General features: G+C 72.1%; 18 protein-coding genes, 2 tRNA genes and 2 pseudogenes. 14 read left to right on the top strand and 8 right to left on the bottom strand.

Annotation, left to right across the window (positions count from 1 at the left end; translation table 11 throughout):
• The first annotated feature begins 155 nt into the window (after positions 1-155).
• Positions 156-722, top strand: coding sequence for a SigE family RNA polymerase sigma factor (locus B7C62_17770; GenBank protein ARF73904.1), 567 nt, complete (start codon positions 156-158; stop codon positions 720-722).
• Between the two features lie 162 nt (positions 723-884).
• A complete protein-coding gene (locus B7C62_17775; protein ID ARF73905.1) occupies positions 885-2,537 on the top strand; it encodes a long-chain fatty acid--CoA ligase in 1,653 nt (550 codons plus the stop codon).
• 125 nt (positions 2,538-2,662) lie between these two features.
• Here the strand turns inward: B7C62_17775 and B7C62_17780 are convergent, their stop codons facing one another.
• Together B7C62_17780 and B7C62_17785 are read right to left on the bottom strand one after the other, a co-directional pair.
• The gene (locus B7C62_17780; protein ID ARF73906.1) at positions 2,663-6,976 is read right to left on the bottom strand and encodes a PAS domain S-box protein; all 4,314 of its coding nucleotides are present in this window, start codon (positions 6,974-6,976) and stop codon (positions 2,663-2,665) included.
• Between the two features lie 258 nt (positions 6,977-7,234).
• The gene (locus tag B7C62_17785; GenBank protein ARF73907.1) at positions 7,235-7,786 is read right to left on the bottom strand and encodes a hypothetical protein; all 552 of its coding nucleotides are present in this window, start codon (positions 7,784-7,786) and stop codon (positions 7,235-7,237) included.
• A gap of 325 nt (positions 7,787-8,111) precedes the next feature.
• Here B7C62_17785 and B7C62_17790 point away from each other — a divergent pair.
• Together B7C62_17790 and B7C62_17795 are read left to right on the top strand one after the other, a co-directional pair.
• A tRNA-Ser gene (locus B7C62_17790) sits at positions 8,112-8,202 on the top strand.
• Positions 8,203-8,426: 224 nt separating this feature from the next.
• Positions 8,427-8,499: transfer RNA gene (locus B7C62_17795), tRNA-Arg, on the top strand.
• Positions 8,500-8,653: 154 nt separating this feature from the next.
• On the opposite strand, the pseudogene B7C62_17800 reads toward B7C62_17795, so the two are convergent.
• From B7C62_17800 to B7C62_17810, 3 genes and pseudogenes are all read right to left on the bottom strand, one after another.
• Positions 8,654-8,999, bottom strand: a pseudogene (locus tag B7C62_17800) (protein kinase).
• Positions 9,000-9,363: 364 nt separating this feature from the next.
• Positions 9,364-10,185: an aminoglycoside phosphotransferase gene (locus B7C62_17805; GenBank protein ARF73908.1), complete on the bottom strand. Its 822-nt coding sequence runs from the start codon at positions 10,183-10,185 to the stop codon at positions 9,364-9,366.
• A gap of 195 nt (positions 10,186-10,380) precedes the next feature.
• Positions 10,381-10,659, bottom strand: a complete 279-nt coding sequence (locus tag B7C62_17810; protein ARF73909.1) for a hypothetical protein — start codon at positions 10,657-10,659, stop codon at positions 10,381-10,383.
• Between the two features lie 39 nt (positions 10,660-10,698).
• Between B7C62_17810 and B7C62_17815 the strand changes: the two genes are divergently transcribed.
• Positions 10,699-11,304, top strand: a complete 606-nt coding sequence (locus B7C62_17815) for a hypothetical protein (protein ID ARF73910.1) — start codon at positions 10,699-10,701, stop codon at positions 11,302-11,304.
• Here the strand turns inward: B7C62_17815 and B7C62_17820 are convergent.
• Together B7C62_17820 and B7C62_17825 are read right to left on the bottom strand one after the other, a co-directional pair.
• Positions 11,291-12,598: an oxidoreductase gene (locus B7C62_17820; GenBank protein ARF73911.1), complete on the bottom strand. Its 1,308-nt coding sequence runs from the start codon at positions 12,596-12,598 to the stop codon at positions 11,291-11,293. The two genes, B7C62_17815 and B7C62_17820, sit on opposite strands and share 14 nt — an antisense overlap.
• A 97-nt stretch (positions 12,599-12,695) precedes the next feature.
• On the bottom strand, positions 12,696-13,640 hold the full coding sequence (locus B7C62_17825; protein ID ARF73912.1) for an RNA polymerase subunit sigma-70: 945 nt from the start codon (positions 13,638-13,640) through the stop codon (positions 12,696-12,698).
• Between the two features lie 249 nt (positions 13,641-13,889).
• Between B7C62_17825 and B7C62_17830 the strand changes: the two genes are divergently transcribed.
• The 5 genes from B7C62_17830 (at position 13,890) to B7C62_17850 (ending at position 17,849) form a co-directional block, all read left to right on the top strand.
• The gene (locus B7C62_17830; GenBank protein ID ARF73913.1) at positions 13,890-14,231 is read left to right on the top strand and encodes a hypothetical protein; all 342 of its coding nucleotides are present in this window, start codon (positions 13,890-13,892) and stop codon (positions 14,229-14,231) included.
• Positions 14,232-14,740: 509 nt separating this feature from the next.
• Complete coding sequence (locus tag B7C62_17835; protein ID ARF77228.1) at positions 14,741-15,292, top strand: hypothetical protein; 552 nt, start codon at positions 14,741-14,743, stop codon at positions 15,290-15,292.
• Positions 15,293-15,388: 96 nt separating this feature from the next.
• A complete protein-coding gene (locus B7C62_17840) occupies positions 15,389-16,327 on the top strand; it encodes a hypothetical protein (protein ARF73914.1) in 939 nt (312 codons plus the stop codon).
• Between the two features lie 51 nt (positions 16,328-16,378).
• The gene (locus B7C62_17845; protein ARF73915.1) at positions 16,379-17,266 is read left to right on the top strand and encodes an amidohydrolase; all 888 of its coding nucleotides are present in this window, start codon (positions 16,379-16,381) and stop codon (positions 17,264-17,266) included.
• A 130-nt stretch (positions 17,267-17,396) separates the two neighbouring features.
• Complete coding sequence (locus tag B7C62_17850) at positions 17,397-17,849, top strand: hypothetical protein (protein ARF73916.1); 453 nt, start codon at positions 17,397-17,399, stop codon at positions 17,847-17,849.
• Here B7C62_17850 and B7C62_17855 read toward each other — a convergent pair.
• Positions 17,831-18,665, bottom strand: a pseudogene (locus B7C62_17855) (IS5/IS1182 family transposase). The gene B7C62_17850 and the pseudogene B7C62_17855 sit on opposite strands and share 19 nt — an antisense overlap.
• A gap of 246 nt (positions 18,666-18,911) precedes the next feature.
• On the opposite strand from B7C62_17855, the gene B7C62_17860 reads away from it, so the two are divergent.
• From B7C62_17860 to B7C62_17875, 4 genes are all read left to right on the top strand, one after another.
• Positions 18,912-19,658 carry a DNA-binding response regulator gene (locus B7C62_17860; GenBank protein ID ARF73917.1) on the top strand — a complete coding sequence of 249 codons (747 nt, stop codon included), beginning with the start codon at positions 18,912-18,914 and terminating at the stop codon, positions 19,656-19,658.
• 19 nt (positions 19,659-19,677) lie between these two features.
• Complete coding sequence (locus B7C62_17865; GenBank protein ARF73918.1) at positions 19,678-21,282, top strand: two-component sensor histidine kinase; 1,605 nt, start codon at positions 19,678-19,680, stop codon at positions 21,280-21,282.
• A 101-nt stretch (positions 21,283-21,383) separates the two neighbouring features.
• Positions 21,384-22,655, top strand: a complete 1,272-nt coding sequence (locus B7C62_17870; GenBank protein ARF77229.1) for a glycosyl transferase — start codon at positions 21,384-21,386, stop codon at positions 22,653-22,655.
• Positions 22,652-24,727 carry a glycosyl transferase gene (locus B7C62_17875; GenBank protein ARF73919.1) on the top strand — a complete coding sequence of 692 codons (2,076 nt, stop codon included), beginning with the start codon at positions 22,652-22,654 and terminating at the stop codon, positions 24,725-24,727. Before B7C62_17870 ends, B7C62_17875 begins: the two co-directional genes overlap by 4 nt.
• Positions 24,728-24,749 lie beyond the last annotated feature (22 nt).

The raw sequence follows: 24,749 nt of genomic DNA on the forward strand, positions 1-24,749 counted from the left end.
CCGCGGCCGGAGCCGGGGGCGGACCCTGAGGGCGGGGCGCGGGCCCGTCCATCTTCAGGAGGTGCAGGGCGTACCGCCCCTACAACCTGAGGCGGACGGCGCTTCGGGACCTGGGGGCGATCCCCCGGGCGGCCCCCGCTCCTAGCGTTGGGTACATGACCACGCCAGTCTGCACGGGCGCCTCCAGGGCGGCCACCGCCACCGCCGCCGGCCAGCAGCACCACGTGCCCTACGTGTCGTTCTCCGCGTACGTACGGGCCCGGGGCCCGGTCCTGCTGCGCACCGCCCGCTCGCTCACCGCGAACCCGTGCGACGCGGAGGACCTGCTGCAGACCGCGCTCGCCAAGACGTACGTCGCCTGGGAGCGGATCGAGGACCACCGGGCGCTGGACGGCTATGTCCGCCGGGCGCTGCTCAACACCCGGACCTCGCAGTGGCGCAAGCGCAAGGTCGACGAGTTCGCCTGTGAGGAGCTGCCCGAGCAGGGCGGCGCCCCGGCCCCGGACCCGGCCGAGCAGCAGTCGCTGCACGACGCGATGTGGCGCGCGGTGCTCAAGCTCCCGGACCGCCAGCGCGCGATGGTCGTCCTGCGGTACTACGAGGACCTCAGCGAGGCGCAGACGGCCGAGGTGCTGGGCGTGTCGATCGGTACGGTCAAGAGCGCCGTCTCCCGCGCCCTCGGCAAGCTCCGCGAGGACCCGGAGCTGACCCCGGTCCGCTGACCCTGCTCCGCTGGCCCCGGTCCACCGAGCCGGCCCCCGAATCGGACCGCTCGAATCCGGTGAGCGCGAGGGAATTCCTCCCGCGAGTAGTGACATACCGCGTGGTATGTGCGCAGAATCAGCGCAACCCTACTGCCGCGTAGCGCCCACCGGGAGGACGCCGTGCTGAGCACCATGCAGGACGTACCGCTGACTGTCACCCGCATCCTGCACCACGGGATGACGATTCATGGGAAGTCTCAGGTCACGACCTGGACCGGCGAAGCGGAGCCGCACCGCCGCACCTTCGCCGAGATCGGCACCCGCGCGACCCAGCTGGCCAATGCGCTCCGCGACGAGCTGGGCATCGACGGCGACCAGCGCATCGCAACTCTCATGTGGAACAACTCGGCGCATGTAGAGGCATACCTCGCAATTCCCTCCATGGGGGCCGTGCTCCACACCCTCAACCTCCGGCTGCCGCCCGAACAGCTCGCCTGGATCGTCAACCACGCGGACGACAAGGTGGTCATCGCGGACGGCACCCTGCTGCCCCTCCTCGTACCGCTCCTGCCTCATCTGCCGGGCATCGAGCACGTGGTCGTCTCCGGCCCCGGCGACCGCTCGGCGCTGGCCGGGGCCGCGCCGCGCGTGCACGAGTACGAGGAGCTGATCGCGGGCCGCCCGACCACGTACGACTGGCCGGAGCTGGACGAACGCCAGGCCGCCGCCATGTGCTACACCTCCGGCACCACCGGGGACCCCAAGGGCGTCGTCTACTCCCACCGCTCCATCTACCTGCACTCCATGCAGGTCAACATGTCGGAGTCGATGGGGCTGACGGACAAGGACACCACGCTGGCCGTAGTCCCTCAATTTCACGTAAACGCGTGGGGGCTCCCGCACGCCACGTTCATGAGCGGCGTCAACATGCTGATGCCGGACCGCTTCCTCCAGCCCGGTCCGCTCGCCGAGATGATCGAGCGCGAGCGCCCCACGCACGCCGCCGCCGTCCCCACCATCTGGCAGGGCCTCCTCGCCGAGGTCACCGCCAACCCGCGCGACCTCTCCTCGATGGCCAACGTGACCATCGGCGGCGCGGCCTGTCCGCCCTCCCTGATGGAGGCGTACGACAAGCTCGGCGTCCGGCTCTGCCACGCCTGGGGCATGACGGAGACCTCGCCGCTGGGCACGATGGCCCACCCGCCCGCCGGACTGAGCGCCGAGGAGGAGTGGCCGTACCGCATCACCCAGGGCCGCTTCCCGGCCGGTGTGGAGGCCCGGCTGGTCGGCCCGGCGGGCGAGCACCTGCCGTGGGACGGCGAGTCGGCCGGTGAGCTGGAGGTACGGGGGCCCTGGATCGCCGCCGCGTACTACGGCGGGGCCGACGGCGAGCACCTGCGCCCCGAGGACAAGTTCAGCGAGGACGGCTGGCTCAAGACCGGTGACGTCGGCGTGATCAGCACCGACGGCTATCTCACCCTCACGGACCGGGCCAAGGACGTCATCAAGTCCGGCGGCGAATGGATCTCCAGCGTTGAGCTGGAGAACGCGCTGATGGCCCACCCGGACGTCGCGGAGGCGGCCGTCGTCGCCGTACCGGACGAGAAGTGGGGCGAGCGGCCGCTCGCGACGGTGGTCCTCAAGGAGGGTGCCGCCGCCGTCGACTACGAGGCGCTGAAGGCGTTCCTCGCCGATTCGGGCATTGCCAAGTGGCAGCTGCCGGAGCGCTGGTCGGTGATCCCGGCCGTGCCGAAGACGAGCGTCGGCAAGTTCGACAAGAAGGTGATCCGGAAGCAGTACGCGGACGGGGAGCTGGACGTCACGCAGCTCTGACCCTTCACGCTCTGTTTCACGTGAAACAGAGCGGCCCGGAAAGGGCGGGGGCGGGGACGGACGGGGCGGGGGCGGTACGGGAACTCCGTACCGCCCCCGCCCTGTTGTCCGCGTGTCCTGGTTACCTAGTTGGTCCCTATCTTCGCCAGCAGGTCGACGATCCGGGACTGCACCTCGTCGCTGGTGGACCGCTCGGCCAGGAAGAGAACGGTTTCCCCGGAAGCGAGCCGCGGCAGCTCCGATGGGTCCATCCCGGCCGAGGTGTAGACGACCAGCGGGGTGCGGTTGAGCTGCCCGTTGGCCCGCAGCCAGTCGATGATCCCGGCGCGCCGACGGCGTACCTGCATGAGGTCCATGACCACCAGGTTCGGCCGCATCCGGCCCGCCAGATCGACGGCCTCGCTGTCGGTCGCCGCGCGGGCGACCTGCATCCCGCGCCGCTCCAGGGTCTGTTCCAGCGCCGCCGCGATCTCCTCGTGCTCCTCGATGAGCAGGACGCGGGGCGGGTGCTGCTCGCTGTCGCGGGGAGCCAGCGCCTTGAGGAGGACGGCCGGGTCGGCCCCGTACGCGGCCTCCCGGGTCGCCTGCCCCAGACCGGCCGTGACCAGCACCGGGACCTCGGCGGCGACGGCCGCCTGACGCAGTGACTGCAACGCGGTACGGGTGATGGGACCGGTCAGCGGGTCGACGAAGAGCGCGGCGGGGAACGCGGCGATCTGGGCGTCGACCTCCTCCCGGGAGTTGACGATCACCGGCCGGTAGCCCCGGTCGCTGAGCGCCTGCTGGGTCGGTACGTCGGGGGCGGGCCAGACGAGCAGCCGACGCGGGTTGTCCAGCGGCTCGGGCGGCAGCTCGTCGTCGACGGGGTGGGGCTGCGGCCGGTTGGCGACCTCGACCGCGCCACCGGGCCCGTCCAGCGGCTCGGGCCCCTCGGCGCCCTCGTCGGGCGCCCCTATGGCGTACGCGCGCCCCTCGGCCACGGGAGGCGCCAGCAGCTGACCGGAGCCGACGCCGGAGCCAAGACCCGTGGCGGTGGGCTGGGGAGCGGGGGCACCTTCCGGCGCCTGGGGGAGCTGCTGCCCCTGCGCGCCCGGGGCGGCGGGGTCCGTACCGTCGGCGGCGGGCGGCTGGGCCGTGGGGCGCTCACCCTCCGGCGGCGCGGCGAGCTTACGGCGCCGACCGGCCCCGCCGAGGCTCTGCTGCGGCTGCGGCGGGTTGGGCTGGACCGGCTGCTGCCCGGTCTGGTGCCCGGGCTGGTTCTGCTGCTGGGGGAGGTGCTGGGCGAAGGGCACGCCCTGGCCCAGCGTCCGCACGCTGAACGCCCGCCCCTGGGTGGAGTCCGGGTTGACGCCCGGCATCGGCTCCTCGGCGGGCAGCGGCTGCCGCCGCCCGTCCGGCACCGGGGCGCCCGTGCCGCTGTCGGCCGGGTGCGCCGCCGGGCCGGGGACACCCGCGGTGCCGGTGGTGTGAGCGGTCTGCCCGTTGCCGCCCCAGGACCGGTCGTCCGGCGCGGGGTGAGGGCCGTGCGGGGCCTGGGCCTGCGGTACGGGTACGCCGTTCCGGTCGGCGCCGGGGCCGTGCGGGGCCACGGGGTGCGCCTGCGGGGGCGTGTGACCGGCCTCGGGGGCGGTGCGCTCGTGGTGGCTCTCGTCGCCGTGCGGGGGTACGGGCCCGGTGCCGGGCGCTTCGGGTGCCCGGTCCGCGTCGGCGGGGGGCAGGGCGAAGGCGGTACGCGGACCGGCCTCGGCGGCGATGCGCTCCTGCGCGGCCGCCAGCGCCCGCCGGGCCCGACGCCCACCGGGCTGCTGGACCTGGTTCTGGCCCTGATTCTGGGCCTGGTCCTGAAGCTGCTGGGCCTGCTCGGGCTCCGCGCTGCCCTGACCGGCCGCGAGGGCGGGGAGCGCCGGGCGGTGCTCCTCCTCCCGCCGCGCACGCCGTCCGGTGGGCGGCACCGGCTGCTGCGCCTCCGCCGGTACGCCCTGGGGCGGCACGGTCTGCCCGCGCTGCGGACGCCCGCCGCCCTGAGCACCCTCGGCGGCGGTGACGACGGAACCCTCGGAGGGGGCCGGGACCGGGACGGCGGGGGAGAGCGCGGAGGCCCCGGAGGGGGCGGAGGACGAGGCCGAGGTCAGCGCGAGGGCCTGCCGCTGAGGCTGTTGCGGCTGCTGCGGCGCGGGTTGGCCGGGCTGCGGGCCGACGCCCTGCTCATCACCGGCTGCTCCCCCGCCCCCGACCGCACCGAGCTGAGCGGCGCTGACTTCAGAAGACGGCCCGCTCTGAGCCCCCCCGACCTGAAGTGAACCATCCGGAGACATCCCGGCCGAAGACATCCCGGCCGGAGGAACCGCGACCGGAGAAGCCCCGGCTCCCCCCGGCCCGATCTCCAGCACTCCGTTCCCGTTGCCGCTCCCGCTCCCGACCGCTCCGGCCTCCGCCGGGCTGGGCCGACCGCGCCGACGCCCCGACCCCTCGCCCTGCTGGGCCGGGATCAGCTCGGGGGCCGTCTGCTCCTCGGGGGCGGCGGGTCCACGGCGGGCCCGGCGGCGCCCGGTCGGCTCGGCGGCGGGCCCGTCCCCCGGGCTCCCCGTACCGGCGGCGGCCCCGGCCTCCGCTTCGGCCTCCGGCGCACCGCCGGGGCTGCCCAGGAACGCGTCGGTGGACGACCGGCGCGCCCGGCGCCGCCCGCCACTGGTGACACCCGGCGCCCCGAGACCCTCGGCAGGCGCGGCCGGGGCGGGCGCGGGACCGAGTGCGGGCTCCACCGGCACCTCAGGAGGCGCGACGGTGCCCGAGCCGGTGCCGATCGGGATGTCGAGGACGTACGCGCTGCCGCTCATCCCCGGCATCTCATGGGTCTGGAGCACACCGCCGTGCGCCTGGACGATGCCGCGCACGATCGGCTCGTGCACCGGGTCGCCCCCGGCGTACGGTCCGCGTACCTCGATCCGTACGACGTCACCGCGCTGGGCGGCGGCCACGACCACGGTCGAGTCGATGTAACCGCCCCCGGGGACGGCCCGGGCCTTGCCGGTCGAGTCGACTCCGCAGACGTCCGCGACCAGGTGGGCGATGGCGGTCGCGAGCTGCCGCGCGTCGACCTCGGCCTCGATCGGCGGGGCGTGCACGGCGAACTGGGCGCGGCCGGGCCCGATCAGCTCGACCGCCCCGTCGATACCGCCCGTCACGATCCCGTCGACCATGGCGGGGGCCTTGTGCAGCCCCTCCACCCCGGCGTCGAGGCGCTGGTAGCCCAGGACGTTGTCGACGAGGGTGGTCATCCGGGCGTACCCGGCGGCGAGGTGGTGCAGGATCTGGTTGGCCTCGGGCCAGAGCTGCCCGGCCGGGTCGGTGGCGAGCGTGGACAGCTCCCCGCGCAGCTCCTCCAGGGGCCCGCGCAGCGAACCGCCGAGGACGGCGGTGAGCTGGGAGTGCTGGGCTCCGAGGGCGGCCAGCCGCTCGGCCTGCTCCTCCAGCTCGGCGGCGTACCGCTCGGCCCGGTCGGCCAGCTCGGCCGCGTGGGCCTCCTTCAGCGACTTCAGCTCGGCGGCGTGGGCTTCCTTGAGCGCGGTGACCTCGTCGGAGTGGCTCGTGGTCAGCTCGGCGACGACGTTCTTGTGCTGGGCGGACAGCTCCTCGTACGGGCGGCGGTCGGTGAACGTCATCACCGCGCCGACGAGCTGGTCCCCGTCCCGTACCGGCGCGGTCGTCAGATCCACCGGCACCTGGGCGCCGCTCTTGGACCAGAGCACCTGGCCGCGCACGCGGTGCTTGCGCCCGGACTTGAGGGTGTCGGCGAGCGGCGACTCCTCGTACGGGAACGGCTCGCCCTCCGCCCGCGAGTGCAGGATCAGCGAATGCAGCTCCTGGCCGCCGAGGTCGCTGGCCCGGAAGCCGAGGATCTGGGCGGCGGCGGGGTTGACGAGGACGACGCGCCCGTCCGTATCGGTACCGACCACGCCTTCGGACGCGGCGCGCAGGATCATCTCGGTCTGGCGCTGCGAACGGGCCAGCTCGGCCTCGGTGTCGACGGTGCCGGAGAGGTCCCGTACGACGAGCATGAGCAGCTCGTCGCCGGTGTAGCTGGAGTGGATGTCGTTGTACGCGGCCTGGCCGCTGTCCAGGCTGGCGCTGGTGACCTCGACGGGGTACTCGTGCCCGTCCGTGCGCCGCGCGGTCATCCGCGTCGGCTTGGTCCTGCCCTGCTCGTCTGCAGCCTCGGGCCGGCGCATCGACCCCGGGATCAGCTTGGAGTCGAACTCCGGCAGCAGATCGAGCAGTCCCCGACCGACGAGCGCGGTGCCCGGGGTCTCGAACATCTCGAGGGCGATGGCGTTGGCGTTGACGACCGTGCCGTTGCAATTGACGAGCAGAAGCCCGTCCGGAAGGGCATCGAGTATGGCTGCGAGGCGAGCAGTGCCTCGGGATGGCCTGCTGCTCACGACGACGCTTCCTCCCTGATTACCGCACCTTGCCGACAGCGGGCCCCATCTTGCCCCTCGGGCCGCAGACTGTCACTGGAGGAGTCTAAGGCCGGGGAGGGCCCGGGGGCGGCGGATGAGGGGGAGCTCTCACCAAGGTTCTGTGCACGGCGTGTACGCCACCGGCCTGTGACGGATACGTCCGCGCACCCGGTGACGTGCGCGGACGCATACGGAGAGACCTCCGGGGCCCCTGCCGGGAGCCCCTTCGGGAAGCCCTTACCGGAGGTCGGGGAGGACCGGCACCAGGTTGTTCCAGCGGGCGATCTCGCAGCCGTCGCCCCGGGTCACGGTGGTGTCCACGCTCCGGCCCTCCCAGGTCCCGACGATGCGGGCGTAGGCGTCGCCGCCGTAGATCATCGTGCACATGGTGCCCTCGGGCGCCGCCCGGAAGAGGTCACGCCCCGCCCGGGTCGCGCCGACCTCCGCGAGCCGGTCGCAGGCGGCCTGCCGCTCCGGGTGGGTGCCCCCCGTGGGCCCGCAGGTCAGCTCGAACGTCCCGTCGGCCCCCGCCACCCCGGAACGCTCCACGGTCACAGTGAGCCGGGTCCGCGCGGCGGGCTTCTCGCTCCCCCCGCTGCCGCCGCCCTTCAGGAACGAGGGCAGCGCCGGGAGCGGCACGGGCAGCGGCCCCGGGGCTGGCTGGGCGGCGGAGAGGGGCCCGGAGGTGGGCAGGGCGGACGGCACCTGCCCGGAGGCGGACGCGGCGGGCGCGATGGCGGACACCGCGGTGAGGGTGACGACGGCGGTGAGGGCGAGACGGCGCAGCATGCGGGGCTCCTGGATCTCTGCGTCACGATCGCGGACACCCGCGAGGACCCTGGCGGTCACGGACGATCACGGACGACCGCGGACGCGACGGACGACGAACGGTCGGGTGATGGGCGGCGGGCCGACCGCTCCCGCACTCCCGACCGACGGAGGCCGAAGCCCCCACGCCTCTCTAACGCGCCTCCCGCCCGGACGTTGCGCCACCACGCCGAAGTGCTTTGCCCTGGCCCCCGCATGGCGAGTAACGTGGTCGCCGATTGGTGGCACGACGTTCGACTGTGTCATCATCTGCACGCACCACTCGCGTCCGCGCGAGGTGTGTGGAGGAGGCGTCGCCTAGTCCGGTCTATGGCGCCGCACTGCTAATGCGGTTTGGGTCTTAAAGCCCATCGAGGGTTCAAATCCCTCCGCCTCCGCTCCACCCTGAAGCCCCGTGCCCCTGGCGCGGGGCTTCGGCCGTTCCCGGCACGGGACGACGCGGGACGGCTCGGGCGGGCGGTCAAGGGGGTGGCCGGGATCTGCCCCGGAAGAGTATTTCCGCAGGTCAGGCGGGGTGAAGGCAATGGATTTCGCGTCACGGCGCAGGTCATGTAATGTTGTTCCCGCAACGCCGACCAGGCAGAAAAGCCCGGAACGCCAAGCACTCGTAGCTTAACGGATAGAGCATCTGACTACGGATCAGAAGGTTGCAGGTTCGAATCCTGCCGAGTGCACAGCAGACCAGAGGCCCTGTGGAGTGATCCACAGGGCCTCTGGCTTTTGTCTTGACGGTAGTGTTTGACGGCCATCGCCTTCAGGCGCCGATCAGACGGCTACGAGGACGCTCAGCGCGCAGCACCGCCGAGGTGGACAGCCGGAGCGGGAAGCAACCCGACCAGCCCGAGCGTCAGGACCAGGTCGATGAGGTGCGTGCGATCCGGGCCGATGATGAAGCGTGCGGGCTTCCACAGCTCGTACAGGTCGGGCCCTTCGTGCCACGGCTGGAAGTTCCAGGTGCCCAGCTCTCATTCGCCGTACGCGAAGTCATCGAGGCCGAGGCGGTACAGCACGGCCCTTTCGCGCGCGGGGCGAGTGCCGTCCAGGGCTGTGCGGGCCAGTCGGCCGTGGCCTCGATCGGGTAACCGGGCTTCACGGCGTACTGCCCCCGATGGCTCTCGACCTCCCAGACCATCGAGCCCCGACGATTGACGACCAGGCGCTGAGCCCTGGGCATCAGTGCGTCGAGCACGACGATCGGCAGTTCAGGGGGTTTCCGGGACGACGTCCGTTCTCCTTCCGAGCGGCGCGGCCGACCCCGCGCCGACGCCGGGGTGAGTGGTGGGTCGAGACGTGACGAGGCTTGAGGAGGGGGGTGGATGCCACGGCCTTAAGCTCACAGTCCCGAGGCAAGACCCGGGGACCTTTGTGCCCACCCCCCCTTAACCGCGGACCTCAAGGGTTCTCTGGCCGGTCTCGACGAGCAAGCTAGCAAGAGGCACTGACAGTGGACCTGTGACAGCGTCCAGGGCCTTCCTTGTTGCTGCCCCACTTTTTCCTCACACCCCCGTTGATCTTGCACGGCTGGCGGAGAGTCTCGTTCAACCAGCTCTGCGGTGTGCGTACCAGGTGGTGGCGGCTGCCGCGAGGCGCAGGGTCCATGGATCGGGGTCGGCGTCGCTGATCTCGGACCAGAGGTTGGCGTTGGCGGCGGTGAAGGCGGTGATGCCTTCGGTGGGGGCGGTGTGCCAGAAGGGGATCTCGGCAGCCCAGTGCTCGGCGGACGCGGAGGCGTGGCCGGCGGCGATGAGCCAGATGACCCAGTAGCCGGCGTCGAGCCAGGCCGCTCCGCGGGTGGCCCAGGCCCAGTCGACCAGGCGGGCCCGGTCGCCCGCCGGGGCGTGGTCGTCGACGAGGACGTTGGTGTTGTTCAGGTCGGTGTGGAGGAGGTGGGGTCCGGCGAAGAAACGCAGATCGTCGGGGTGGGCGGCGTAGTGCTCCAGACGCTGTTCGGCGTGACGGAGTTCGATGCCGGGGCACGGGGTCTCGCCCAGGTGGCACAGGAGGGCGGCGGCTTCGGGGAGGTCGGGGGAGCCGGGGGCGTAGTCGGCATGGTGGCCGCCGAGGGCTTCGAAGCCGAGGAGGTCCCATCCGGCGGTCTCGACGCGCCAGTGGAGGGCGGGGGCCAGCCCGGTGAGGAAGGGGGCGACGGCGGCCTCCCGGCGCTGGGTCCAGGCACGGGGGTGTTCGGTGCGCAGACCCTTGATGTGCCAGGTGCCCGTGGCGGAGGTGACGCGGGCCGCGATCTCGCTGTTGAAGCCCTCGGTCGTCTCCTTGACCGTGAGGAGGGGGCCGGTGTGCTCTTCGACGGCGGCGCGGGCGGCGGGCGGCAGCCGGTCGAGGCCGATGCGGGGGGTCGCCATGGGGCTTCACTCTTCCACGAGGGCAGTGGTGGGGGCTTCGGGCGGAAAGGCGGAAGGTGTGACCGGCGGGGCAGCCCTGGGAGACGCCGGTCTTGTCCAGGAAGCCGGGCGTCTGTTCAGCCGCATATCGCCCGCGGCTGCTTTGACGGCCTGTACGTACGCTCCGTCCCGGACGAGAACCCCACGAGTTTCTGATCAATGGGTGTGCGGGGCGGTGATGTGGGTCTGCGCGTTCATGACCACACCGTGGAGGCGTCCCGGCTGTACGCCCTCGTGCGCCATCCACTCGTCGAGGCGAGGGCGCAGGTGCTTCGCCAGCCCGTGCCCGTGGCGGCGTAGGGCGGAGCGGTTGACCGAGATCTCTTCCTGGATCTCTCGCCGCAGGTCGTCCGTCCAGCCTTGTTCGCGGTCGGTCGGCTCCAGCGGGGCCTTCAGGGCGGCCACTGCCTTGTCCAGAGCTTCTGCAAGGTCCACGGTTCTCCCGCCACGAGCGCTTCTGAGGCCGACTCCACGGTGCTGTACCGCAGCCTAAAATCCCTGCTCATGGGAACTATGGGCGGGGATCTGTTCGCATCTGGCGCGGAGAGCGGCGCGGAGGGCGGTACGGAGGGCGGAGCGGTCGTGGAGTTTGTCTATCGGCCTACCGTCGCGGACTTCGAGGAGGCCCTGCGCGCGCGTGCGCTGAAGACGGCGGCGGGGCGGGTGCAGGTGTTGGTGATGTTGCTGGCCGTTGTTGTTCCCGCGGTGATCTTCGTGCTGGTTGTCGACTTGGCGCCGTTGTTGAGCGGGCTGGTGCCGGTGCTCTCGGCGGTGGTCATGATCGTGGCCCTGGTGCGGGGGATGCGTACCCAGGCGCGGCAGATGTTCAGCATCGTGGAGCCGTACGGGGAGTGCCGCATGGTGGCCGACGAGCGGGGTGCGGTCAGTACCGGTGAGCGGGTGTCGTTCACCACTGAGTGGTCGGTGTACAGCGGGTACCTGGAGACCCCTCGGCTCTTCGTGCTCTTCGGCGGTGAACGCGCGTCCGGGGTCGCCGTGCTGCCCAAGCGTGGTGCCCAGGACCCCGCGGATGTGGAGCGGCTCCGGGGGGTCCTGGGGCGGAACCTCAAGAGGTCTTAGCCTCCGCCGGATTCAGGTTCGGGTTCGGAGCCGTAGTCGGTGCCGGGGTCTGGGCGATGGCACGGCGGCGGGTGGGGACGCCCAGGGTCGGGTTCGCCACGCCCCAGGCCGCGCCCTTGCAGACCAGTTCCTTGTAGAGGGCGGCCAGGCGGCCGGTCAGGGCGGCGGGGCGGGCTCGGTCGTCGGCGGTGACGTACTGGATCAGGCCCTCCTTGCGGCCCAGGGAGATGCACTGGTTGAAGTAGCGGAGCGGGACGGTCGGGGGCTTGGCGCCGGTCAGGCGGGCCGCGATGGTGTCGGCGGCCTGCCAGGCCATGGGGACGCCCGAGGCGCACGACATGCGGAGCGGCTTGTTTCCCGGGCCCATCAGCAGGGCCGCGTCGCCGATGGCGTACACGTCCGGGTGGGACAGCGAGCGCATGGTGCTGTCGACCTCGATCCGGCCCGTGGCGTCGATCCTCAGCGCGGTCGCCTGCGCGATCGGGTGGGCCGCGAAGCCGGTCGTCCAGATCGTGACCGCTGCGGGGAGGGTGGAGTCCGTGGTGGTGATGTGGTCGGAGGCCACCGCGGTGACCGTCGTGTTCTCGTGCACCGTGATGCGCAGGCCGGCCATGACCTTCCGCAGGTGGCGGGCGCCCCTGGGGGAGAGCCAGTCGCCCAGGGTGCCTCGGGCGGCGAGGGTGACCTTCAGGTCGGGGCGGGCCTCGGCGATCTCGGTCGCCGCCTCCAGGCCCGTGAGCCCGCCGCCCACGACGACCACGGGCTGTCCGGCGCCCAGGGCGGCCAGGCGTTCGCGCAGCCGGAGGGCGCCGGGGCGGCCGGCGATGTCGTGGGCGTGTTCGGCGGCGCCGGGGACGTCGTGGGTGTTCCAGGTGGAGCCGAGGGCGTACACGAGGGTGTCGTACGGGAGTTCCTCGACGGCGGTCGCCCCGGAGGCGGCCCCGCCGGTCCCGGTGGTCCTGGTGGTCCCGGCGGTTCCGGCCTCCGTGATCGATACCGTCCTGCGGTCCGCGTCGACGGCCGTCACCCTCGCGAGCCGCAGCCGCACCCCCGTACCCGCGAACATCTCGTTGAACGGGCGGGGCCTGAGCTCCTGCCCGACTGCCAGCTGGTGCGTCCTGACCCGCTCGACGAAGTCCGGCTCGGGGTTGACGAGGGTGATGGCGACGTCCTCGCGGCGCAGCCGCCTGGCGAGGCGGCCGGCGGCGGTCACTCCGGCGTATCCGGCCCCGATGACGACGATGCGGTGCTGTCCGTGTCCGTGTCCGTGTCCGTGTCCGTTTCCGTGCTGCATGACCTCTACTCCTGTCTCGCGCGGGCTTCGCCCCTTGAACCGGGCAGCCCGTCGATTCCTGACAGGGGTGAGATGTGATCTGGGTCACGCAGAGGAGTCAGAAGGCGTGGAGCAGGGGGTCCCCGTGCTCCGTGGCCGCCCACCGCCTCGTCGCGCGTTCGAGCTTGTCGGGGTTGGCCTGGCTGCGGAACGCGGCGATCCCCTCCGCCGTGATCTCCAGGCACAGGATGCCGACGACCCTGCCGCCGACCACCGCCACGAGCGCCGGAGAGCCGTTGGCGGTCGTGGCGTGGATCTCGGCGGAGCCGCCCACCAGGTCGCGCTTGGCCTTGCCGGGCTTGAACAGGCCCCGCATGAACTTCGCGACCGCCACGGCCCCCTCGAACGCCTTGGTGCGGGCCGGTACTTTTCCGCCGCCGTCGCCGATCGCGATGGCGTCCGAGGTCAGGAGCCGTACGAGGGGTTCGGTCCGCCCGCTGGTCGCGGCGGCGAGGAACTCCTCGACGATCGGCCGGGCGGCCGCCGCGTCGATCGCTGTACGGGCCCTGCCCTCCGCGATGTGCTTCTTCGCGCGGTGGAAGAGCTGCTGGGCGGCGGCCTCGGTGATGTCGAGGATCTCCGCGATCTTCCGGTGCGGGTAGTCGAACGCCTCCCGCAGCACGTACACGACCCGCTCGTTGGGTGAGAGCCGCTCCATGAGGGTGAGGACGGCGTACGAGACCGACTCGCGCTGTTCGGCGGTGTCGGCCGGGCCCAGCATCGGGTCCCCGGCGAGCAGCGGTTCGGGCAGCCACTGGCCCACGTACGACTCGCGCCGGGCGCGGGCGGAGGTGAGCTGGTTGAGGCACAGGTTGGTGAGGACCTTCGTCAGCCATGCCTCGGGGACCTCGATGCGGTCGATGTCGGCGGCCTGCCAGCGCAGGAACGTGTCCTGTACGGCGTCCTCGGCGTCGCTCGCCGAACCGAGCAGGCGGTAGGCGATGGCTTCCAGACGGGGCATGGATGCCTCGAACCGGTCCATGTGGGTCCTCGTCAGAGCCATGGGCCGGATACTAGCTCTCTCTCCGGCGGTGGCGGGGCTGATGAACCTGTAGGGAAAAGGGAGCAGTTGCGCGGCCCTGCTGACTCTCGACGTTCTTGCTGGCAGCCCCGTAGCCCCATGCCCGTAGCCCCATGGACAGTGCCGCGCAGGCGCCGTTGCCCGCCAGGCCGTACCCGGGGCCGAACGCTTCTCCGGGGTCGGCCATCATGAGGCCGGCAGGGCAGCAGCAGCGGGAGGGGAGGAAGGCCGATGGGCGGCTCGTTTCTGGATGTGGCCGATTATGTGCTCCGGATGGTAGGAGGGCTGGCGATCGGTTCCGTCGGCGTGGCGTCGTGGCTCAGGCCGGACCGGGCTCCGCTGGCGGGCGGCCCGCCGTGGCTGGTGCGGTGCGGGTCCGTCGGCTGGCTGTTGTTGGGGGGTGGGGTCGTGTCCCAAGGCGTGTTCGGCCTGGCCGGGCGGGAGGAGCACCCGCTGCTGGACGCCGCCGGTACCACCGGATTCTGGCTCGTGGCGATCTCGTTGGTGGTCGGGGCGGCCTTCGAGCTGCCCAGACTGTATGCCAGGCGGGGGCAGCGGCGGAAGCGGCGCTAGCAGGTCTCCTGATCCGGGGGTTTGCCCCCCTCTGACCTGGGGTGCTGGCCGTCTGGGAACGGGGCCGCCGGGTTTCTACGGTGTGATCATGACGCGAACCACCGCTCTCACCGCCGCGATTACCGCGATTACCGCCATCACCATGATCCTGGCCGTCGTTCTCACCGCCTGTGCCCGCGCCCGCACCTGTGCTCGTGCCTGTGCCCGCGCCGGAAGGCGGCCGACGATGCCGTGTACGCCGAGACGTTCCCCGCCGACGTGGACGTGCTTGTCCTCGGCAGAGCTGAAACCGTACGGGCGTGTGGCTCCGGTCGCATCAGGGCCGGGGGCCGGGGTAGCCGGAAGAGCACGGGGCGTGGTGGTCGCGCCCGGCGCGGAGGTTACCGATGGAGTCCGGGGAGCAGCAGGGACAGCACGGCGAGTACGGCGAGTACGGCAAGTACGGCGAGCAGCAGGGGCAGCGCGGACGGCGCGGGCGGCCCGAGCGGTGGCAGGACCGGTGGTGGGCCATAGCGCTGCTGGTGCTGGTGGCGTGGGTCGGTATCCGGCTGGTCTTCGACGGGTGGTCGGGGTGGCCCGGGATTCTGGTCGGCGGGTTCCTCTACGCCGGGTTCATGACGTGGTTCCTGATGCGGCGCAGGCGGCGGGACGCCCGGGCGGTGGGTACCGACGCCGCGCGTGTGCCGGAGCTGGAGCGGCGGATCGCCAAGAACGGCGAGCTGCCCGAGGACCCGGCCGAGCGGGCGGTCATGGTCCGGCTGATCCGGCGCCGGGAGGAGAAGCTCCGGCGCAACCAGTGGTGGGCCTTTCCCTTGCTGGGGCTGGTCTTCTTCGGGCTCCCCATATTCTGGTTCGCCGCCGGGAACGTGCCGATGGGCGTGTGGGGGCTCGTGTTCGGTGCGCTGCTCCTGGGGTGGATGGTCTGGTTCAACCGGCGTTTCGTCCGCCGTATGGCCCGGATGCGGCAGCGGATCGAGGGCGTCGGGGGCGGGTCGGCAGGGGCCTCGGCCGCGGGCCCGGTCGGTGGTGGTGCGCAGGGGTTTGCTCACGGCGCCCGTTAGCCTTCGCGGAGACGTGGGGCCCGGGGGCGACTCCCGGTCCAGGGTGGTCGGCCCGTACGGGGTGTTCGGGGTGGGGCGGAAGAGGGCGGGGTTCGGGTGGCCTTCGGGTGGCGGTGCACCGGGGTCGGGTGGCCGGGGGAGGTGCCGGAGCTGCGGTGGAGCAGGGGGCGGGACCGGCGGGTGAGCGTTCTCGCGTACGGGGGCGGGCTCGGGTTCCGCGTGGTGGGGGAGCGGCACTGTGTGGGGGCCCGGGGGAACGTGTGCCCCCTGGGGGCCGTGGTGCCCGCGCGCAGTACCGGGGCTCGGTGCGCGGAGTGTGCGCGGCTGGACCGGGCCCACTCGGTGGCCGCCGACACGATGGTGGACGACCCGCGTACGTACCGCGTCTACCTCGCCTGGTTCGGGCCCGGCATGGTCAAGGTGGGGATCACCCGGGAGGAGCGGGAGGCCGCGCGGCTGCGGGAGCAGGGGGCGGTGGCGTTCAGCTGGCTCGGGCGCGGGCCCCTGATGGCCGCCCGGCGGACCGAGGAGGTGCTGCGGGCGGCGCTGGGGGTGCCGGACCGGATTCCGTACGCCAGAAAGCGGGGCGTGCGCGGGCAACTTCCGGGAGCAGAGGAGCGGTTCGCCGAGGTGGCGGAGTTGTACGGGCGGGCCGTGGAGCTCGAAGGGCGCGGGTGGCCCGAGTCGTTGGAGCGGCTGCCCCTCGAAGTCGTCGACCATGTGGGGATCTTCGGGCTGGACCGTGCGCCCGTTGCCGCACGGGCGGTGAGCGAGCTGGTGGAGGGGGGTGTGCTCGCCGGGCGGCTGGTCGCTGCCGCCGGACCCGACCTCCACCTTGCCGTGGACGGGGAAGCCGTGGCCGGGAAAAGGGGAGGGGATGGAGAGGGCGTAGATGGGGGCGGGGGCGTTGTGGTGCTGGATACGCGGTTGATCACTGGGTGGGAGCTTGCCGCCGTGGGCCCGGGGGCGGGGAGTGAAGCAGGTGTTCCCCTCATCGACATCGCGGGTGGTGGCGTGCAGGGTGGGTTGTTCTGACCTTGCCCGACGAGGCCCTGTAACCGGACGAGACCCTGTAGGGAGCTGCGGGTGGAAGACGACAGCCTTGATGCCGTGCGGTTCTGGGAGCGGCTCGGGCTGCCCGGGATCATCGACGTGCACACCCACTTCATGCCCGAGCAGGTCCTGCGCAAGGTGTGGGCCTACTTCGACTCCGTCGGGCCGCTCACCGGGCTGGAGTGGCCGATCACCTACCGGTATGAGGAGGAGCAACGGATCGCTCTCATCAGGTCGTTCGGGGTTCGGCGCTTCACCTCCATGCTCTATCCGCACAAGCCCGGCATGGCCCCCTGGCTGAACGGCTGGGCCGCCGGCTTCGCCGCCCGTGTGCCCGACTGTCTGCACACCGCGACCTTCTTCCCGGAGGAGGGCGTGGGGGCGTATGTGAAGGAGGCCGTCGAGAGCGGGGCGCGGGTCTTCAAGTCGCACCTCCAGGTGGGGGCGTACGACCCCAACGACCTTTTGCTGGAGCCGGTTTGGGGGCTGCTCGCGGAGGCCGGGGTGCCCGTCGTGATGCACTGCGGGTCCGGGCCCGCCCCGGGGAGGTTCACCGGGCCCGAGCCCGTCGGGCGGCTCCTGGCGCGCCATCCCCGGCTGCGGTTGATCGTCGCGCACATGGGGATGCCGGAGTACGGGGAGTTCCTCGCGCTGGCGCAGGCGTATCCGGAGGTGCGGCTCGACACGACGATGGCGTTCACCGACTTCAGCGAGGGGTTCACACCGTTCCCGGCCGGTGAGCGGGGGCGGCTGGCCGATCTGGGGGACCGGATTCTGCTGGGGACGGACTTCCCGAACATTCCGTACCCGTACGTCCACCAGTTGGAGGCCCTGGAGCGGCTGGGGCTCGGGGAGGAGTGGCTGCGGGCCGTCTGCTACCGGAACGCGGAGGCGTTGTTCGGGCCCGGGCCCGCCTCCTGAGGAGTTGCGAAGGGCGTGGGGCCTTAGAACTCCTATCGGAATGAGGCTGGGACAACCTGGTTGTGCCCAATGATCGGGTTCAGCACCATGAGCTCTGACAGAAGCGAGCGGGTAGAGCAGAGGGTGCACGGTGGAACTGATCAGCCTCTCGGATGGCGACAACAGCTTCCGGGTGCGTGTGCTGGGGCGTCGGTCGCCGGGCGTGCTGCATCTTCACGACCAGCTCGAAGCAGAGGTCATTGTCACAAGCAGCTTCGTCAGCGGTCGACTGGCCATGTCCCTGCTCCCTTCCGACCTGGAGGAGTGGTCCCGTGCTCTGGACTTGCTCGCTGCCGGTCAGGACATCTGCTGGAGGGACGACGACCACAGCCCCGAAATCAAGATCCAGCCGTACAACGAGGAGCACGAGACTGCCGCTGTCCGTGTAGAAGATCTGGGCAGTTCGGACGTCTCTGTGTTCCTCCCCTTGAATCTTGAAGAGGACTGGATCGACAAGCAGCGGAAGCTGCTCGGGCAGGTGCTGAAGGAGTGGCCGAGCGAAGTGCTGGAGTCTTCACCCGGTGCCTATGAGTGGCGGCGCTGAACTGCAGCCAGACGCCGCCAGCAGATGAGGGCGCATCCCAGGGTGAGGAATGCTTCGTGGATGTCGTCGCGTATCTCCCAGCGGATCCGCAGGCGACGGAACCAGTGCAGGTGGGCGAACGCACGCTCCACGACCCAGCGTTGACTACCCAGGCCCCAGGCCGGAGCCGTGTTCGGTGCCGCGTCGCGCAATCAGCGGCTTCACGCCGAGATCCCGGACCAGGCGGCGGTACTTGTCGTGGTCGTAGCCGCGGTCACCCAGCACCACGTCTGGGCGGCGCCGGGGCTGGCCGCGCTTGCCCCGGCGCCGGCGGCACGGCCTGGAGTAGCGGGATCAGCTGGGTGACGTCGTTGCGGTTGCCGCCGGTCAAGGTGACAGCGAGCGGGATGCCGGTGGCATCGGTGATCAAGTGGTGCTTGCTGCCCGTCCTGCCCCGGTCGACAGGACTTCGTCCCGTCTTGGAGCCCCCTTTAGCGCCCGGATGTGGGAGCCGTCGACCGCCGCACGGGAGAAGTCCAGGGCGTTCGCGCTGCGCAGCTTGGCGAGGAGGACCTCGTGCAGCCGGGGCCATACGTCGGCCTCGGTCCACTCGGCCAGGCGTCGCCAGCACGTCATGCCCGAGCCAAAGCCCAGCTCCTGCGGCAGGTGCTCCCAGGCGATCCCGGTGTGCAGCACGAACAGGATGCCCTGGAACACCAGCCGGTCCGGATGCCGCTTGCGACCCGGATGCCGGACCCGGCGCTCCACCTTGGGCAACAGCGGCTCGACCACTGCCCACAACCCGTCATCGACATCCCACGGCTTCGGCCGAGCCACCCCACACCCCCAGATCGAGAGTCCCGGAGCGATCCAACCACCTCGAAGATCATTTCGTTAGGAGTTCTAAGGGCCTGTCTCCTGAGGAGCCGCGAAGGGGTGTGAGACCTGAGGGCCTGCCATCTGAGGAGTTGCGGAGGGCGTCGGGCCTGAGGGCCCGTCTCTGGGCAGCCAGGGGCCCGGTTTCTCAGGCAATTCACAGAAACGGGTCAGGCTTCTCTCACGGGAGCCTCACAGGGTGGACCCATGACGACGACGACCGCGCCCCAGGGGCGTACCGAACTGCTCAGGCCGGACCGTACGCCCGTGCGCGTCCTGGTCGTGGACGACGAGGCTCCGCTCGCCGAGCTGCTCTCGATGGCCCTGCGGTACGAGGGGTGGGAGGTGCGCAGCGCCGGTGACGGGGCCGGGGCGGTGCGCGCGGCCCGGGACTTCCGGCCGGACGCGGTGGTCCTGGACGTGATGCTCCCGGACATGGACGGGCTGGCGGTGCTGAGCCGGCTCCGGCGCGAGTACTCCGACGTGCCCGTCCTCTTCCTCACCGCACGGGACGCCGTGGAGGACCGGATCGCCGGGCTCACGGCCGGTGGCGACGACTATGTGACCAAGCCGTTCAGCCTGGAGGAGGTCGTGGCCCGGCTGCGCGGGCTGATCCGCCGCTCGGGCACCGCGCTCGCCGCCGGGCGCAGCCACTCGACGCTCACCGTCGGGGACCTGGTGCTGGACGAGGACAGCCACGAGGTGAGCCGGGGCGGGGACGCGATCCACCTGACCGCCACGGAGTTCGAGCTGCTGCGCTTCCTGATGCGCAACCCGCGCCGGGTGCTCAGCAAGGCGCAGATCCTGGACCGGGTCTGGAACTACGACTTCGGCGGCCAGGCCAACGTCGTCGAGCTCTATATCTCCTACCTCCGCAAGAAGATCGACGCCGGACGGACGCCGATGATCCACACCCGGCGCGGGGCGGGGTATCTGATCAAGCCCGGTGAGTAGCGCCCGGGGCGGGTGGGAGGTGCTGCGGCGGCCCTGGAGCCTGCGGACCCGGCTCGTCGTGTCGGCCGTCTCCCTCATCGCCGTCGTCGCGGCCGTCATCGGGTCCGTCACCGCCATCGCCTTCCACAGCTATATGTACGGCAAGCTCGACGACCAGCTCCACTCCGTCGCCGTACGCGCGGAGCGGCCTCCCGGCCCCGATCCGGTACCGGAGGCCCAGCTGCCCGAGGCCCTGCGTGAGGCGCTGCGCGACGCCGGTCCGCTCGGGTTCGTCGGCGGGGGCGGGCAGCCGCTCGGCACGTTCGGGGCCCTCCTCGACGGCGGGGACATCACCGCGTCCAAGGTTGTCGAGGACAGCGGGCTGCGTTCCCAGGAGAGCGCGAAGCCGCTGACGGAGGCGCAGCAGCGGGTGCTGGAAGCCCACGCTCCGGCCACGGGAGGCGAAGCCCGGAGCGTCGAACTGCCCGGTCTCGGCGGCTACCGCGTGGAGGCCGCCACCACCGCCGAGGGCCGGACCGTTCTCGTCGGCATCCCCACCGCCGAGGTGAGCGGCGCGCTGAACACCCTGATCCTTGTCGAGGTCTGCGTCACCGCCGCCGGGCTCATCGCCGCCTCCCTCGCGGGTACGGCCCTCGTCGGCATCGCCGTGCGCCCGCTGCGCCGGGTCGCCGCCACCGCCACCCGGGTCGCCGAACTCCCCCTGCACAGCGGTGAGGTGGCGCTCCTCGAACGCGTACCGGAGGCCGAGGCCGATCCCCGTACCGAGGTCGGGCAGGTCGGGGCGGCGCTCAACCGGATGCTGGGGCACGTCGGCTCGGCGCTGGCCGCCCGGCAGGAGAGCGAGACGCGGGTACGGCAGTTCGTCGCCGACGCCAGCCATGAGCTGCGCACCCCGCTGGCCTCGATCCGGGGGTACGCCGAGCTGACCCGGCGCGCGACGGGCCGGGAGGCCCCGGACACCGACCCCGTCACCCGGCACGCGCTGCGGCGGATCGAGTCGGAGGCGGACCGGATGACGGGTCTGGTGGAGGATCTGCTGCTGCTCGCCCGGCTCGATGCCGGACGCCCGCTCTCGTACGGGAGCACTGATCTGCTGCCGCTGGTCGTGGACGCGGTGAGCGATGCCCGCGTGGCCGACCGAGGCGAGGAGGGCCACGACGCCCACCACCGCTGGCGGCTGGAGCTGCCCGATGAGCCCGTCACCGTACGCGCCGACCCCGCCCGGCTCCAGCAGGTGCTGGTCAACCTGCTGGCCAACGCCCGCACCCACACCCCGCCGGGGACCACGGTGACGGTCTCCGTGCGGCAGGCCACCCGCGCCACGGAGCCGATCACGCTGGAGGTGCGGGACGACGGGCCCGGCATTCCGGCGGAGCTGCTGCCGCACGTCTTCGAACGGTTCGCGCGCGGGGACGCCTCCCGCACCCGTGGCGCGGCCGCTGAGAAGGCCACGGGCTCCACCGGTCTCGGCCTCGCCATCGTGCAGGCCGTCGTCTCCGCGCACGGCGGGCGCGTACGGGTGGAGTCGGCGCCCGGCCGTACGGTCTTCGCGGTCGAGCTGCCCGCCGAAACGGCCGCCCACCAGGGTTCACAGGGCAGGGACAGGCTCACCACACCCGTGTGACAGCGCGGTTGGCGAACGTCGGAGCCATGACCACCACCGACAGCCTCCGGAGCGGCCCCGGAACGACCGGCCGCAGCGGCGGGGGCGGGGACCACGGCCGTCTGCCGGGCCGGGAGCACCTCCCGGCCCGGCAGACGGCGTCCGACCCCTCCGGCGTCCCCGTCCTCGATGTCGTCGTCCCCGTGTACAACGAGGAGAAGGACCTCCGCCCCTGCGTCCTGCGCCTTCACGGCCACCTTTCCCGGACCTTCCCGTATGCCTTCCGCATCACCGTCGCCGACAACGCCAGCACCGACGCGACCCCCGCCGTGGCCGCCGCGCTCACGGCGGAGCTGCGCGGGGTGCGGTACGTACGGCTGGAGGAGAAGGGGCGCGGGCGGGCGCTGCGTACGGTCTGGTCGGCCTCCGACGCCCCCGTCCTCGCCTATATGGACGTCGACCTCTCCACCGACCTCAACGCCCTCCTGCCGCTGGTCGCCCCGCTGATCTCCGGCCACTCCGACCTGGCCATCGGCTCGCGGCTCGCCCGGAGTGCGCGGGTGGTGCGCGGGTCGAAGCGGGAGTTCATCTCGCGCGCCTACAACCTCATCCTGCGCTCCTCCCTCGCCGCCGGGTTCAGCGACGCCCAGTGCGGGTTCAAGGCGATCCGGAGCGAGGTGGCCGAGCGGCTGCTGCCGATGGTGGAGGACAGCGGCTGGTTCTTCGACACCGAGCTGCTGGTCCTCGCCGAACGGGCCGGGCTGCGCATCCACGAGGTGCCCGTCGACTGGATCGACGACCCCGACTCGACCGTCCATATCGTGCGCACGGCCGCCGAGGACCTGAAAGGCGTGTGGCGGGTGGGGCGGGCGCTCGCCGTGGGCGCCCTGCCGCTGGACCGGCTGGCCCGGCCCTTCGGCGACGACCCGCGCGACCGGGCGCTGAACGGGGTGGAACGCGGACTGGCCCGCCAGCTCATCGGGTTCTGCGTCGTCGGGGTCCTCTCCACCCTCTTCTACCTCGCCCTGTACTCCCTCTTCCGGCTCGGCGTCGGACCCCAGCTCGCCAACGGCGGCGCGCTCCTCGTCTCCGCCGTCGCCAACACCGCCGCCAACCGGAGGCTCACCTTCGGCGTACGCGGCCGGAGCGGAGCCGTCCGCCATCAGGCCCAGGGCCTGGTCGTCTTCGCCATCGGCCTCGCCCTGACCAGCGGTTCGCTCGCGGCGCTCGGGGCGGCCTCCGGATCGCCGTCCCACAGAGCCGAGTTGGCCGTCCTGATCACCGCCAACCTCGCCGCCACCGTGCTCCGCTTCCTGCTCCTGCGCGCCTGGGTCTTCCCAGCCCGCGCCCGTACCCGCCCCCGCACCTCTGATGACCCCGAGGACCTCCGATGACCACGACCGTCGCCCCTGTGATGCCGCCCCCGCCGACGCCCGGTCCGGTGGACAGCCCCCGCTGGGCACGCCCCGCGCTGTACGGGCTCCTCCTGGCCGTCGGCCTCGCGTACTTCTGGAACCTCAGCGCCTCCGGTTACGCCAACTCCTTCTACTCCGCCGCCGTCCAGGCCGGCAGCCAGAGCTGGAAGGCGTTCTTCTTCGGCTCGCTGGACTCCGCGAACGCCATCACCGTCGACAAGCCCCCGGCCGCCCTCTGGCCGATGGCCCTCTCCGTACGCCTCTTCGGCCTCAACTCCTGGGCGATCCTGGCCCCTCAGGTCCTGATGGGCGTTGCCACGGCAGCCGTGCTCAACACCGCCGTATGCCGTCGTTTCGGGCCGGTCGCCGGGCTGATCGCGGTCGGGGTCCTCGCGCTGACGCCGGTCGCCGCGCTGATGTTCCGCTTCAACAACCCGGACGCGCTGCTCACCCTGCTGATGACCGTCACCGTGTGGTGCGTGCTGCGCGCGCTCGAGGACGGGCGGACGAAGTGGCTGCTCTGGGCGGGGGCGGCGGTGGGGCTCGCGTTCCTGACGAAGACCCTCCAGGCGTTCCTGATCCTGCCGCCGCTGGCCGTGCTGTACGCGGTGTGCGCCCCCGTTCCCGTACGGAAGCGGCTCGGCCAACTCGCCCTGTCCGCGCTGACGATGGTCGTCGCCGGTGGCTGGTGGGTGGCGATCGTGGAGCTGCTGCCCGCGTCGTCGCGGCCGTACGTCGGCGGCTCGCAGACCAACTCGTTCCTGGAGCTGACCTTCGGCTACAACGGGCTCGGCCGGCTCAACGGTGAGGAGACCGGGAGTGTTGGGGGACGGGGCGGAGGCGGTGGCTGGGGCGAGACCGGCATCGGGCGGATGTTCGACTCCGAGGTCGGCGGCCAGATCGCCTGGCTGCTGCCCGCCGCGCTGATCCTGCTGCTGGCCGGTCTCTGGCTGACCCGGAAGGCCGGACGGGCCGATTCCGCGCGGGCCGCGTTCCTGGCGTGGGGCGGGGCGCTGGTGATGACCGGTGCGGTGTTCAGCTTCATGGCGGGGATCTTCCACCAGTACTACACGGTGGCCCTCGCCCCGTACGTGGCCGCGCTGGTCGCCATGGGGGCCGTGGTGCTCTGGGAGGAGCGGGCCGCCCGGTGGCCGAGGGCGGTGCTCGCGGGGACCGTGGCGGTGACGGTGGTCTGGGCGTACGTGCTCCTGGGCCGCACCCCGGAGTATCTGCCGTGGCTGCGGTGGGCGGTGCTCGTGGGCGGTCTGGTGGGGGCCGCCGGGCTGCTGGTGGTGGGCCGGGTCGGCGGGCGGGCGCTGGCCCTCGCGGTGGTGGGGCTGAGCTTCGCGGCGTCGCTGGCGGGCCCGGCCGCGTACACCGTCAGCACCCTGAACTCCGGGCACCAGGGGTCGATCGTGACCGCCGGGCCGTCGGGCGGGGGCGGTATGGGCGGACCCGGTGGCGGCGGCCGGGGCGGGCCCGGCGGTGGTCCGGGAGGTGCTCCCGGTGGTGGCCCCGACGGTGGCGGCGGGCAGCGCGGGGGGACGCAGCCGCCGGGTGGGATGCCCGCCGCGCCCGGGGGTGCCGTGCCCGGAGGTGCCGTGCAGGGTGGTGCCGTACCAGGAGGCGCGGGTGCGGGCATGAGGGGCGAAGGCGGCGGCGGTATGGGCGGGCTGCTCAACGGCGCGTCCGTCTCCGCCGAGGCGAAGGCGCTCCTGGAGAAGGACGCGGACGACTACACCTGGGCCGCCGCTGCCGTCGGCGCGCAGAACGCGGCGAGTTACCAGCTCGCCACGGGCGATCCGGTGATGGCTGTCGGCGGGTTCAACGGCAGCGATCCGTCCCCGACGCTCGCCCAGTTCAAGAAGTACGTGGCGGAGGGGAAGATCCACTACTTCATTTCGCGTGGGACGGACGGCGGCATGGGTGACGGCATGGGCGGCGGGGCCGGGACCTCCTCGCAGATCACCGCCTGGGTGGCGGAGAACTTCACCGAGGTCTCCGCAGGCGATGCCACCACCCTCTACGACCTGACGCGGCCGGTGAGCTGATGTTCGGGGGCGTACCCGGCCG

The organism is Kitasatospora albolonga, from assembly GCA_002082585.1.
GTDB lineage: Bacteria > Actinomycetota > Actinomycetes > Streptomycetales > Streptomycetaceae > Streptomyces > Streptomyces stephensoniae.

Excerpts from the sequence above, each read along its gene's own strand:
- B7C62_17785 (ARF73907.1), bottom strand. The coding sequence starts at position 7,786 with ATGCTGCGCCGTCTCGCCCTCACCGCCGTCGTCACCCTCACCGCGGTG.
- B7C62_17770 (ARF73904.1), top strand. The coding sequence starts at position 156 with ATGACCACGCCAGTCTGCACGGGCGCCTCCAGGGCGGCCACCGCCACC.
- B7C62_17830 (ARF73913.1), top strand. The coding sequence starts at position 13,890 with ATGGGCGGCTCGTTTCTGGATGTGGCCGATTATGTGCTCCGGATGGTA.
- B7C62_17805 (ARF73908.1), bottom strand. The coding sequence starts at position 10,185 with ATGGCGACCCCCCGCATCGGCCTCGACCGGCTGCCGCCCGCCGCCCGC.
- B7C62_17875 (ARF73919.1), top strand. The coding sequence starts at position 22,652 with ATGACCACGACCGTCGCCCCTGTGATGCCGCCCCCGCCGACGCCCGGT.
- B7C62_17820 (ARF73911.1), bottom strand. The coding sequence starts at position 12,598 with ATGCAGCACGGAAACGGACACGGACACGGACACGGACACGGACAGCAC.
- B7C62_17860 (ARF73917.1), top strand. The coding sequence starts at position 18,912 with ATGACGACGACGACCGCGCCCCAGGGGCGTACCGAACTGCTCAGGCCG.
- B7C62_17825 (ARF73912.1), bottom strand. The coding sequence starts at position 13,640 with ATGGCTCTGACGAGGACCCACATGGACCGGTTCGAGGCATCCATGCCC.